This window comes from Clostridium caldaquaticum (genome assembly GCF_023806125.1).
Classification (GTDB): domain Bacteria; phylum Bacillota; class Clostridia; order Clostridiales; family Clostridiaceae; genus Clostridium_AT; species Clostridium_AT caldaquaticum.
In genome coordinates this window covers 1-13,053 of sequence record NZ_JAMSKT010000032.1, presented here as the reverse complement: position 1 = coordinate 13,053, position 13,053 = coordinate 1, and the positions used below count along the sequence as shown (strand labels likewise).

Genomic DNA, 13,053 nt, shown 5'->3' with positions numbered 1-13,053 from the left:
ATGTGCTGTTATAGTACCAGATGGAGTTTTATTTGGCTCAACTAAAGCACATAAGGATATAAGAAAAACTTTAGTTGAAGAAAATGCACTAGAAGGTGTCATATCCATGCCTTCAGGAGTATTCAAACCTTATGCAGGAGTGTCAACAGCTATACTTATATTCACTAAAGGCGGAGAAACAAACAAAGTATGGTTTTACGATATGCAAAGCGATGGTTATTCTCTTGATGATAAGAGGACAAAGCTTGATAATGAAGGAGACATACCAGATATAATTGAAAAGTGGAGAGCTATAAAGAAGGATAAAACTTTAGAGCCTGCTAAAGAAGAGAAATGGTTCTGGGTAGAGAAAGAAGAGATTGCTGACAATGATTATGATTTGTCTATAAATAAGTATAAGGAAATTGAATATGAAGAAGTAGTATATGATGCACCAAGTGTTATTTTAGAAAGAATAGAGGCTTTAGAGGAGGAGATTTCTAAGGGGCTATCAGAATTAAAAGGAATGCTTGAGGTGTAAGTGATGGAATATGTTAAGTTAAGAAATTATATAGAGTTAATTTCAGGAAGAGATTTAACGAAAGCTCAATATAATGATAAAAATAAGGGTATCCCTTACATTATGGGAGCAAGTAATATGACTAATGGAAAACTAAATATTGAAAGATGGACAAATGAACCTACTGTAATTGGAGAAAAAGGTGATCTAATAATCTCAGTAAAGGGAACGGTTGGTGAGTTATTAATCTTAGAGGAAGAGAAAGTTCATTTAAGCAGACAGGTTATGGCAATAAGACCTAAAGAGGGATATGATGTCAAATTTGTGTTTTATTATATGAAATATTATTTAGACAGACTAAAAGAAAAAGCTAAAGGAATGATTCCAGGAGTAACGCGTGAAGATATCCTTGATGCTGAATTTATTGAGGTAAGCTCTGAAGAGCAACAGAGGATAATAAAAATATTAGACAAAGCTCAAGAATTAATAGATAAAAGAAAAGAACAAATAGAAGCTTTAGATGAATTAGTCAAATCGAGATTTATCGAGATGTTTGGGGATCCTATAAATAATCCTATGGGATGGGATGTTAAGAAATTAAAAAATATATCAACTAAAATACTAAGCGGAAATACTCCAAAAGGGGGTAGTGAAGTTTATGTTGATGAAGGAATTATGTTTTTTAGAAGTCAAAATGTTTGGAAAAATAAATTGGTACTTGATGATATAGCATATATAGATAAAGAAACTCATAACAAAATGTTAAAAAGCAGTTTGAAGAATAGAGATATTTTAATGACTAAAACTGGTAGAATAAATACTGAAAATAGTAGCTTAGGTAGAGCAGCTATGTTTGTAGGAGAAGATAATAGTGCAAATATTAATGGACACGTTTATTTGATAAGGCTACAAGAGGGTGAAATAAATGAATTTGTATTATTTATTCTTACTACTAATGAATATAGAGACTATATAAGAAGTGTATGTGTTGGAGGAATTGATAAGAGACAGATAAATAAAGAACATTTGGAGGAGTTTCCTATAATTTATCCTCCAATAGAACTACAAAACCAATTTGCCGCCTTCGTTAATCAAGTCGACAAATTGAAATTTGCAATGGAGAGTAGTTTGAAAGAATTAGAGAACAACTTTAATTCGTTGATGCAAAAAGCCTTCAAAGGCGAATTATTTAATTAATATGTAAGTTTTCTTGGAATAATTAGCATGTAAATTTAAGGATATAATATAAGAAAAATAGATAATATACCTAAGAGGTATAGGGAGTGATACATTGTGAGTATTGAAAGTATTGAATTGAGAAATTTTACAGTTTTTAAAAGTTTAAAAGTTAATTTTTCAAAGGGTATAAATATAATTGTGGGGGAAAACGGAACAGGAAAAACCCAATTACTTAAGGCAATTTATGCAGATATTCAAATTTCTAAAAGTAATAATATAGATGATATTTCAAAGTATTTTAAATCTGTTAATGTAAATAATAGTTTTTTTGTTAAACAGCTTAAACCATTATTTTTGGAGGTAAAAGCTTCAAATATTGATAACAAGTCAGATAAAAAATATTTAATGGGTAAATTGAATTTAAATATTAATGGAATAACTTCAACATTTGGAAGTAATGATGAATGCTCATATGAAATATCATATCCAGCAAAAGAAATAAATTGTACATTTATTCCGGCAAAAGAGATGCTTACACATTCAAAAGGTCTTGTAGCAATGGCTGATAAATTTAGTGAATTTCCATTTGATAAAACATTGATTGATATTATAAAAATAGCTGAGCAGTGGCAATTAAAAGAGCCTCCTAAGGTTGCATTAAAGATACTACCAATTCTTGAAAAGATGATGGATGGCAGGGTTGTCATTGAAAATGAAGAATTTTATGTTAAGAAAAATAATGGCGAGATGGTTAATTTTGCAGTTGAAGCGGAAGGGTTTAAGAAAATAGGGTTGTTGTGGCAGCTTTTAATGAATGAAAATATTACAGAGAATAGTATTCTTTTATGGGATGAGCCAGAGGCTAATATTAATCCTAAATTTATTCCGGATTTAGTAGAGATTTTAATTGAATTACAAAAAAATGGTGTTCAAATTTTCCTTACTACACATGATTATATTTTTGCAAAGTATTTTGAAGTTAAGCGTTCCGAGAATGATGAAATTATGTATTATTCATTTTATAAAACTAATGAAGGTGTGATATGTGAGAACAATGTTAACTTTGGAGATTTAAAAAACAATACAATAATGGATACCTTTATTCAATTGTATAAGGACGAAGTTGAGAGGGCGATGGAATAATGGTACAAATAATTGAATCTAATATGATTTTTGGTGATTTTGAGGAAGATAAGGTATTTGAAATTGAAAAGTCTAAACTTCATGGAAAAGTAGGAAATGGAATAAAAACTGTAGAGTTCCTCCTCTTAAGAAGTGAAAATGAATTGAACTTTGTTGAAGCAAAATCAAGCTCACCAAGGCCTACAAAGCAGAACACTATACGTTTTAATGAGTTTATAGATGAGATTTCAGATAAGTTTATACATTCTTTTAATTTATTTTATTCCGCTATTTTAGGGAGAAATAAAGTTTATGGCGAACTAGATAACAATTTTTTCGAATTGGATAATAGTGGAATAAAATTTAAATTTATTCTCGTTATTAAAGGCCATGATATAGAATGGCTATTACCCATTTCAGAGGCATTAAAAAGGAAGCTATCATATCAAAATACTATTTGGAAAAGTGAAGTTGTTGTAATGAATGATAAATTTGCTAATAAATATAATTTGGTTAAAAGTGCTGGATAATAACGCTTTTAACTAAATAATTTGACAAGTTGTATAACAATGTAAGATGTGGCAATATACCATAATATATTAAAGTTTAGGAGCTGGTGATTATGGTAGAAAAGCTTATTATTGAAATTGAACAGGAAATGATAAAGATACTTAATAATATGCAGATGGAAGAGCTTCATAAAGTTTTATTAAAAAAGCTACAAGGCGCTACTTTAATAGATGAAGCTAATAATAAGGATTGTGAGAACGAAGAAGTGGATTATTGCAATTTATTTATTTGTGCAAAGCGTGTAGAAGGTTGCTCAGAAAAGTCTATTAAGTATTATAAATCCACCATAGAAAATATGTTAATAAGCATAAAGGGGAATACAAATGAAAGAATTTTTCAAAAGATACAAGCTGTACTTAATTATTATAATAATAGCAGCTTCAGGGCTGCTATTTTATTTTAAGGTCAATTCAAAAAAAGAAGCACCTGCTATAAACAAAACGGTACCTTCTATAAACAAAGTAAAAAGCTTTAACTCATTAGTTTCGGGGATATTTATATTAAATGAAACAGGTGAAAGCTACGGAGCAGTTGAAAATATTTTTGCAAGCGTGGGATATGATATTGCAGAAGGAAGTTTTGAAGATTATAAAAAGTTAAAGGGCATTAATTTTATTTTAATAGTTCCTGAAAAAGAAGCAGCTTTGTTAGATAGTGAAAAGAGCACATACATATCTGAAAAAATTAAAACAGGACAAAAGCTTATAACCTGGGGAAAAACATATTTAAGCAAAGAATTAGGTATAACCTTTCTAAACGGCAATAAGGAGATTAATGGATATACATGGAATAATGAAAGTAAAGTACCAATTACCTTTAAGAATTCTGCAGTCTTTGAGCTGTTTTCTATAGAAGGTAATTTTAAGGTGCTTGCAGAGGAGAAGGATAAAAATCCAGTAATGGCTGCAGTTAGCTATGGTAAAGGCAATTTTATTTATTCAGGAATATCGCTTGTAGGAAGCAGCGGTTTAAGCTATGATTATTTCCCTCTTATAACAGAAGCAGTAAAAGAAGAGTTTAAGATAATGCCTTCTTTTGCAAGGGATGACTTAGCTTTTTATGTGGATATTTCTTATCATACACAGGATACTCCTGAAGATATTGCACAAAAAGTTAAAAGTTATGGGGGAAACCAAATTAACTTAAGTGCTTGGTACTCACCAGAGAAATATGGAAATCTTTATAAAGAAATAATAGATGCGTGTCATAAAAGAGGAATTGAAGTATTTGCATGGTTTGAGCTTCCTTTAGTAAGCATTGAATTTTGGGACAAACATCCTGAGTGGAGAGAAAAGACAGCTTCAGGCAAGGATGCTTTTATTGATTGGAGAAGGCTTATGGCTCTTAGCAATCCAGAAGCTTTAGAGGAAATAAAAAAATATACGGAAAGCTTTATAAAAAGTTTTGACTGGGATGGGGTAGATATTGCAGAAATTTATTTTGAGTCTCCAGGAAAAGGCTTTAAAGATATGAGTAAATTTACGCCAATGAATGACAGCTTCAGGCAGGCTTTTAAAGAGAAGTATGGAGTTGATCCTAAAAAGGCCTTTAATCCTTTTTCCAGATATTACTGGATATATAATAAGGAAATGAAACAGAATATAATTGATTACAGGGTGGAACTTGTAACAAAGCTTCATGAAGAATTTTTACAGCTTTGTGAAAATATAAAAAAAGAGAAGCCTTATCTTAAGACTAATGTAACAGTTATTGACAGTATTGCAGATAAAAGCATGAGAGAAAACATAGGAGTAGATGCACAGGCTATTGCAAAACTGCAGGATAAGTATCATTTTATACTTGAAATTGAAGACCCATTTACTCTCTGGAATCTTGGCCCGGATAGGTATAAAGTTATTGGAGAAGAATATAGAGATATAATGTCTGAAGGGAATCAGCTTTCTATTGATATAAATGTTATTGATAGAGGAGGGGAAGTTTATCCTACTAAGAAACAAAGGGGAGTAGAGCTTTATCAGCTTATAAATAATGCCTCAAAGTATACGGATAAAGTTATATTATATGCATTAGCTACTTTTGAAAAGACTGATATGGAGCTTGCGCCTTACACTAGAAGCAGCGACATTAAAGTTCAGGAAGTGTCAGAGAACGAGTATATAATAAAGGCTGATAAAAGATTTATATGGAACGTAAATACAGAGGGTAAAACTTATTATATAGATGGAGAAAAGTGGCCTTTTGTTTCAAAACAGGGGGTTATTATACCAGGTGGTGAGCATAAACTTAAGATAAAAGATATAGAAAATAGTTCTGAACTATTTATAGAAAGTATAAGCGGTGAAATAACAGATGTATCTCAAGATAAGAATTTGAGCTTCAGTTATACAAGTGAAGGAAGATTTTATATGATAGTAAATAAAAAGCCTGCACAAATAAAGCTTGATGGATATGTTTTTAATGCAGAAATTAAACAAAATAATGATAAGTACGTTATTGTCTTGCCAAAAGGAAAACATAAAGCAGTTCTTTATAAATAAAAAATATTAAATGTTACTATAACATAATTTAAGCAGTCTACTAAGGCTGCTTTTGTTTTACATAAAAAATTAGCCGTCTAATAAAATAATTATATAAAATTATTTAAGTTAATATAGGTAAATGTATTAGCTAAAAAATTTAATAATATTTTAGTGCAGAAGAATCAATGGCTCTGCATTTTGATTTGTAATAATTTGTTCAAAAAATAATATATTGACTAAAACATATTGCAGTAGTAATATATTTATATAATTAGTCGACTAAATAAATAGAGGTGAACTACAGATGAATTGTCATAATCCTGACTCTTTATATTATGCGTTTTCACAGGTTATAAGATTACATTACCACAGGATACACGTGCTGCTTGATGAAATAGGAATTTATCCAGGGCAGCCTCCTCTTTTAATGGCTTTAGGACATAACAACGGACAGACGCAAAGGGAATTAGCCGACAAGCTGAAGATTAAGCCTGCTACTATCACTGTTATGATTAACAGAATGGAGAAATCAGGATTAGTAGAACGCAGACAGGACACGGAAGATCAAAGAAAATCAAGAGTGTACTTAACTGAAAAAGGCAGGGAAGTGGGACTTAAGGTAAAAGATAGTATAAATACTATAAATGATGAAGTGTTTACTAATTTTACTGAAGAAGAAAAAGTACTTATCCGACGATTTTTTCTTCAAATGATTGATAACTTAAATAAAGCAATGGATAAAAAAACAGATTGATGAATTAAAATATTAAAATTATAGGAGATGAATATTTGTGCTTAAATTAATAAGATTTTTAAAACCTTATGCAGGCTTTGCTGCTGCTGTATTAGTGCTTATTTTTTTTCAGACTATGGCAGAGCTTTATCTGCCGACTTTAATGTCTGATATAGTTGATAAAGGTATATACAACGGAGATACAAGCTATATTATAAAAATTGGAGGTTTCATGCTGCTGGTTGCTGCGGGAAGCGGTATCTGCACAATACTGGCAAGTTATCTCTCTTCAAAGGCTGCCTCAGCTTTTGGACGTGATATAAGGAGAGAGCTTTTTATAAAAGGTGAAAGTTTTTCACTTCATGAGTTTGATAAAGTTGGAACTTCTTCAATGATTACAAGAACTACAAATGATATTACTCAGGTTCAGCAAGTGACAATTATGATGATGCGCTTTATGATAGGTGCTCCAATAATGGCTATTGGAGGGTTTATTATGGCGCTTTCAAAAGATAGAAAGCTGACACTTGTATTTGCTGTTTCAATTCCTGTTCTTATAATGCTTATAGTTATTGTGGCGAAGAAGGCTATGCCTCTTTTTAAATCAATGCAGGTAAAAATTGATAAGATAAACGGGGTTTTAAGAGAAAATTTAACAGGTATAAGAGTAATTCGTGCATTTAACAGAATTGATGATGAGAAAAGACGTTTTAATGAAGCAAGTTTGGATTTAACTGAAACAGCTATTAAAGTAAATAAAATGATGGCTTTTGTTATGCCTGTTATGATGCTTGTTATGAACTTTACAAGCATTGCAATTATCTGGTTTGGAGGAAAACGCATTGACCTTGGTGAGATGCAGGTTGGAGATATGATGGCTTTTATCCAATACGCAATGCATATCATGTTCTCTTTTTTAATGGTGGCAATGATGTTTGTTATGATTCCTCGTGCAGAAGCTTCAGCAGTTAGAATAAATGAAATTTTAGAGATGGAACCAGAGATTGTTGACCCTGAAAGTCCTAATAAAGCTGATAGAGAAAGGGGCTATGTAGAGTTCAGGAATGTAACTTTCAGCTACCCAGGAGCTGAGCAGCCAGCTATTGAAAATATAAGCTTTAGTGCAAAGCCCGGAGAGACTACAGCTATAATTGGAGGTACAGGTTCTGGAAAATCTACACTCATAAGCCTTATACCTCGTTTTTACGATATTCAAAGCGGAAGTATTTTAGTTGACGGGGTGGATGTCCGCGAGATGACTCAAGAAAATCTCAGATCAAAGATTGGGTTTGTTCCACAAAAAGCTGTACTATTTACCGGAACTATTGCAGATAATATCAGGTATGGAAAAGAAGAGGCTAGTGATGAGGAAGTAAGGCATGCTGCTGAAGTATCTCAATCAGCTGATTTTATATCAAAAATGAAGGAAGGTTATGATTCGCTGATTTCCCAAGGCGGAAATAATGTTTCAGGAGGACAGAAACAAAGACTTTCTATAGCTCGTGCTTTAGTTAGAAAGCCGGAAATTTATATATTTGATGATAGTTTTTCTGCTCTTGATTTTAAAACAGATGCAAAGCTTAGAAAAGCTCTTAAAAGTGAAACTAAAGATGCAACAGTTATAATAGTTGCACAAAGAGTAAGTACAGTAATGGATGCAGACAGGATTATAGTTTTAGATGAAGGTAAAATTGTAGGAATAGGTAAGCATAAAGAACTTCTGCAAAATAATGAAGTATATCGTGAAATTGTTTCTTCACAGCTTAGCGAAGAAGAGCTGGCATAAGGAAGGGGGAAGTGATATGAGTGAAAATAGAGGACAACATAGATTAGGCAGAGGTCCTATGGCAGGCGGACCTCCAATGGGAAGACCTGCAGAAAAGGCAAAGGACTTTAAAGGAACTATGAAGAGGCTTGTAAAGTATTTGATGCCTCGAAAAATTAATTTAATTGCAGTTTTTGTAACTGCTATAATAAGTACAATATTTAATATAGTAAGCCCTAAGATAATGGGAAAGGCTACGACAAAGCTTTTTGAAGGACTAATGGCTAAAGGGCAGTATGCCATGAATTTGTTTAAACCAGAGAATATCCCTAGTTTATTAAAAATGGAAGATTTGCCTAAATCTTTAAGAAAATTGATTGAAGAAATGATGGCAAATCCAAAGGCTGTACAAAGCGGTTCTATGCCAAAGATGGATATTACAAGTATCGATCCGGAAATTTGGAATTTTATAAGCAAGCACGGTCCGGAAATTGATTTTACTTATATAGGAAAAATAGTTCTGCTTCTTATAGGACTTTATATAGTAAGTGCAGCATTTGGATATATTCAGCAGTATATTATGGCAGGGGTTGCTCAAAATACTGTGTATGACATGAGAAGTGATGTAAATGAAAAACTTAATAAACTTCCTCTTAAATATTTTGATTCACGTACTCATGGGGAAATACTAAGCCGTGTTACAAATGACTTAGATACTGTAGCAAATACTCTTCAGCAGAGCTTAACACAGCTTATTACTTCTGTAGTAACTATTATAGGTATTATAATAATGATGCTTACAATAAGTCCTGTATTAACTCTTGTCACAATAGTAACGTTACCTGTTTCTGTGTTTATAACAATGGCAATAGCAAAAAAATCACAAAACTACTTTAAGGATCAGCAGAAGATTCTTGGAGAGCTAAATGGTCATATAGAAGAAATGTATACTGGACATAAAATAGTTAAAGCTTTTGGTCATGAGGATAAGGCTGTTAAACAATTTGATGAATTGAACGAGAAGCTTTATACTGTTGGTTGGAAGGCACAATTTATATCAGGAATAATAATGCCTATGATGATGGTTGTTAATAATATTGGTTATGTTTTAGTAAGCGTTGTTGGCGGATTGTTTGTAACGAAGGGGAGAATTGCAGTAGGTGATATTCAAGCTTTTATTCAATATTCAAGGCAGTTTGGTCATCCTATAGTACAAACTGCAAATATTGCAAACATTCTTCAATCAACTGTAGCAGCAGCTGAACGTGTGTTTGAAATACTTGATGAAGTTGAAGAACTGCCAAATAAAGTAGATGCTATAGTTATAGAAAAGCCTAAGGGTGAAGTTAAATTTGAAAATGTTAAATTCGGTTACAAGGAAACAGTAACTCTTATGGAAAATATGAATATAGATGTTAAGCAGGGACAGACTATTGCTATAGTTGGGCCAACTGGTGCAGGGAAAACTACTCTTGTAAATCTTCTTATGCGTTTTTATGAGATTCAAGGCGGAAAAATTACAATTGATGGAGTAGACATTAGAGATTTAAATCGTGGAGATTTAAGAACTATGTTTGGTATGGTGCTTCAAGATACTTGGTTATTTACAGGTTCTATAAAGGATAATATCGCCTATAGCAAAAAGGGAGCATCCTTTGAGGAAGTTGTCCGTGCAGCAAAAGCAGCTCACGCAGACCATTTTATTAGAACTCTTCCAGAAGGGTATAACACAATATTAAATGAAGAAGCTTCAAATATATCACAAGGTCAAAAGCAGCTTTTAACTATTGCCCGTGCAATATTGGCTGACCCAGCTATATTAATATTGGATGAAGCAACTTCAAGTGTAGATACAAGAACAGAAGTACAGATACAAAAAGCTATGAAGAATCTTATGAATGGAAGAACAAGCTTTGTTATTGCTCATAGACTTTCAACTATTCGGGATGCAGATTTAATTTTAGTTATGAATAATGGAAGTATAATTGAGCAGGGTAATCATCATGAGCTTCTTAAAAAAGGCGGTTTTTATGCCGACCTATATAACAGTCAGTTCGCAGGAGCTGATTTGGAAGATAAAGCTGTATAATAATATATAATTGCCTGCATAACCTGCGGGCAATATTAATTTTTTGGTATGCACACATTATAAAAATTCTTTATATAATAATTGTAAAAGAATTTTAGGAGAAATTTTATAATGAGTAGTGAAAGAAGAGTAAATCTATTTACGGCATCAGTAAAAACTTTACATGGAACAAAGTGGGGATATATAAACAGCAGAGGAAGATTTAAAATTTTGCCTCAATTTGAGTATGCTAAGGATTTTCAGAATAATGGTCTTGCTATTGTTACTTTAAATAATGTTGATGGAATAATAAACAGCTTGAGAAGATATGTAGTAAGACCAAAATACGAAAATATAATGGATTTTTCGGAAGGTTTGGCAGTAGTTATTGATAAGAGCGGCTTTAAGGTTATTGATGAGACGGGCAGAGAGATTACTTGTAAATCTTATAGCTTTATAAGTAATTTTAGTAATGGAAGAGCCTATTTTGCTTTGAGTGATGCGCATGGAAATTATTTATATGGATATTTAGATAGAGAAGGAAAAGAAGTAATTCCTGCAAAGTATTTAAATGCTTCTGATTTTAAGGATGGGAAGGCTGTAGTTCATGTAAAAGAAAATGTATATGCACTTATTGATTTAAACGGAAATATAATACAATATTATAATTATCCTTATGTTGGGGGACTTGGAGATGGGTTATTAGAATTTAAGGAAACTTCTGATGGCAAATCCGGATATATTGATGTAGATGGAAATGTAGTTATTAAGCCTCAGTTTACAAGCGGTGGGGTTTTTGCTGAGGCCAGAGCAGTAGTAAATATAGGAGAGGATATTATTAATAAATATGGACTTATAGATAAAAACGGTAATTTTATTATAAAGCCAGAGTATAACAGCATAAATCAATTAGGGGAAAATAGGGTAGCTGTTTTAAAAGCCATTAATGAAGAAAAGCCATATTTAGGTTTAAAATATGCTATTGCTGATACTGAAGGCAGATTCCTTACAGATTTTATATACTTTGATGTGGGTTGTTATAAAAATAGTTTAGCTTCAGCTACTGATGACAGAAATACATTTTTTATTGATAAAACAGGCAAGATAGTAACAGAATTACCTGTTTTAAGCGGAGGTGGCAGCTTGACTATTCAAGGAGATTTGATAAAAGCTTTTGTAGATTATAGGATAAGTTATTATAATAAAGCTTCAGAGCTTGTGTGGAAGCAGAATACTGTTATTCCGTTGAATTATGATTATAGAGTAAAAGAAGAAAAGTTCAGACCAGACAGAAATTATATAGTGTATTATGCACAGGTTCAAGGTATGAAAGATAAGGCAGCACAGCAGAAAGTAAATATTGAGCTTGAAAAGCTGTCAAAGGTTAAAGAATATAAATTAACCTTTGAAACTGAAACTAGTTATACAGGAGATTTTAATATAGAATTTTTCCAAAAGCAGCTTTTAGTTATAGAACTTAACGCCTATGAGTTTCCTTTTGGAGCAGCTCACGGTATGCCTTCAAAGATTTATCCTCATATAGACTTAGTAACTGGAAGGTTTTATGAGCTGAAGGATTTGTTTAAGCCTGGCAGCAATTACGTAAAGGTATTGAGTGATATTATAGGAGAGATGATTAAAACAGATCCTGAGTACGAATATGTTTTTCCTGATGCCTATAAGGGAATTAAGCCTGACCAGCCTTTTTATATTGGTAAAGATGTACTGTATATTTATTTCTTCCCTTATGAGATTGCACCTTATTCTGCAGGGTTTCCTACTTTTAAAATACCTTATAAGAATATTATGAGCATAATCAATACTAACGGGGAGTTTTGGAAGGCATTCAATTAGAAATAGGAAAAAGGAAAAAGGGACGGTTAACAACAAACCATTGTTTATAACACCCTGCTTATGGATAGAATTAAAGATAAAATTATACATAAGCGGGGTGTGTTTTATGCCGAGAATAGCAAGGCAAAAGCAAGAAGGAGCAATATATCATGTTATGGCAAGAAGCATAAGTGAAGTAGAGCTGTTTAAAACAGATGCTGATAAGAAAAAATACATGTTTCTTATAAAGGAATATCAAAAAATTTATAATTTTAAAATATATGCTTATTGCCTTATGGATAATCATATCCATTTAATAGTAGACTGTAATGGAGCAGATATATCTAAAATAATGCACTGCATAAATTTTAAATATGCTAGATATTATAATACAATACATAAAAGGCATGGACATCTTTTTCAAGATAGATTTAAAAGTAAAATAGTGAAAGATGATAGGTATTTAGTAGCTTTATCGGCTTATATTCATAATAATCCATTAGATATTATAGGTTACGAGAATAACCCAGAAAACTATTACTATTCTAGTTTAGGGATATATCTAGAGTTAAGAAAAGATGAGTTTGATATTATAGATAAACAATTTATATTAAATTTATTTGGTAAAGATAAAATCAAATCAAAAGAAAGATATGTGAAACTTGTTATAAGGACAAGGACAGTTTTAATAGACAATATAACGAAAGAAGAAACAGAATTTAAAGATGAAAAAAGTGAGTATAGAAGTGAAAGAAAAATATTAGTAAGAAATTTTAATGTTGAACATATAATACAATATGTAGC

The 13,053-nt window shown here is 31.7% G+C and carries 11 protein-coding genes; all 11 read left to right on the top strand.

All coding sequences use genetic code 11. The features are described from left to right. A partial coding sequence (locus M2651_RS13965; RefSeq protein ID WP_252132954.1) for a type I restriction-modification system subunit M occupies positions 1–520 on the top strand: 520 nt, incomplete at its 5' end. A gap of 3 nt (positions 521–523) precedes the next feature. Beyond that, positions 524–1,696 (top strand): restriction endonuclease subunit S, encoded by a 1,173-nt coding sequence (locus tag M2651_RS13960; protein ID WP_252132953.1) that lies wholly within the window; start codon positions 524–526, stop codon positions 1,694–1,696. 96 nt (positions 1,697–1,792) lie between these two features. Then, positions 1,793–2,821, top strand: a complete 1,029-nt coding sequence (locus M2651_RS13955; RefSeq protein ID WP_252132952.1) for an AAA family ATPase — start codon at positions 1,793–1,795, stop codon at positions 2,819–2,821. Beyond that, positions 2,821–3,330, top strand: coding sequence for a hypothetical protein (locus tag M2651_RS13950; RefSeq protein ID WP_252132951.1), 510 nt, complete (start codon positions 2,821–2,823; stop codon positions 3,328–3,330). Before M2651_RS13955 ends, M2651_RS13950 begins: the two co-directional genes overlap by 1 nt. 92 nt (positions 3,331–3,422) lie before the next feature. Then, complete coding sequence (locus M2651_RS13945; RefSeq protein ID WP_252132950.1) at positions 3,423–3,773, top strand: hypothetical protein; 351 nt, start codon at positions 3,423–3,425, stop codon at positions 3,771–3,773. After that, on the top strand, positions 3,694–5,868 hold the full coding sequence (locus M2651_RS13940; RefSeq protein WP_252132949.1) for a family 10 glycosylhydrolase: 2,175 nt from the start codon (positions 3,694–3,696) through the stop codon (positions 5,866–5,868). The genes M2651_RS13945 and M2651_RS13940 overlap by 80 nt, the downstream gene beginning before the upstream one ends. Positions 5,869–6,154: 286 nt before the next feature. Continuing rightward, positions 6,155–6,604: a MarR family winged helix-turn-helix transcriptional regulator gene (locus tag M2651_RS13935; protein ID WP_252132948.1), complete on the top strand. Its 450-nt coding sequence runs from the start codon at positions 6,155–6,157 to the stop codon at positions 6,602–6,604. A gap of 37 nt (positions 6,605–6,641) precedes the next feature. Beyond that, positions 6,642–8,369 carry an ABC transporter ATP-binding protein gene (locus M2651_RS13930; RefSeq protein ID WP_252132947.1) on the top strand — a complete coding sequence of 576 codons (1,728 nt, stop codon included), beginning with the start codon at positions 6,642–6,644 and terminating at the stop codon, positions 8,367–8,369. Positions 8,370–8,385: 16 nt separating this feature from the next. Then, the gene (locus tag M2651_RS13925) at positions 8,386–10,437 is read left to right on the top strand and encodes an ABC transporter ATP-binding protein (protein WP_252132946.1); all 2,052 of its coding nucleotides are present in this window, start codon (positions 8,386–8,388) and stop codon (positions 10,435–10,437) included. 111 nt (positions 10,438–10,548) lie between these two features. After that, complete coding sequence (locus tag M2651_RS13920; RefSeq protein WP_252132945.1) at positions 10,549–12,270, top strand: WG repeat-containing protein; 1,722 nt, start codon at positions 10,549–10,551, stop codon at positions 12,268–12,270. A 106-nt stretch (positions 12,271–12,376) separates the two neighbouring features. Beyond that, the coding region (locus M2651_RS13915; RefSeq protein WP_252132944.1) for a transposase at positions 12,377–13,053 on the top strand (677 nt) is incomplete at its 3' end.

Excerpts from the sequence above, each read along its gene's own strand:
- M2651_RS13960 (WP_252132953.1), top strand. The coding sequence starts at position 524 with ATGGAATATGTTAAGTTAAGAAATTATATAGAGTTAATTTCAGGAAGA.
- M2651_RS13950 (WP_252132951.1), top strand. The coding sequence starts at position 2,821 with ATGGTACAAATAATTGAATCTAATATGATTTTTGGTGATTTTGAGGAA.
- M2651_RS13945 (WP_252132950.1), top strand. The coding sequence starts at position 3,423 with ATGGTAGAAAAGCTTATTATTGAAATTGAACAGGAAATGATAAAGATA.
- M2651_RS13940 (WP_252132949.1), top strand. The coding sequence starts at position 3,694 with ATGAAAGAATTTTTCAAAAGATACAAGCTGTACTTAATTATTATAATA.
- M2651_RS13935 (WP_252132948.1), top strand. The coding sequence starts at position 6,155 with ATGAATTGTCATAATCCTGACTCTTTATATTATGCGTTTTCACAGGTT.
- M2651_RS13925 (WP_252132946.1), top strand. The coding sequence starts at position 8,386 with ATGAGTGAAAATAGAGGACAACATAGATTAGGCAGAGGTCCTATGGCA.
- M2651_RS13920 (WP_252132945.1), top strand. The coding sequence starts at position 10,549 with ATGAGTAGTGAAAGAAGAGTAAATCTATTTACGGCATCAGTAAAAACT.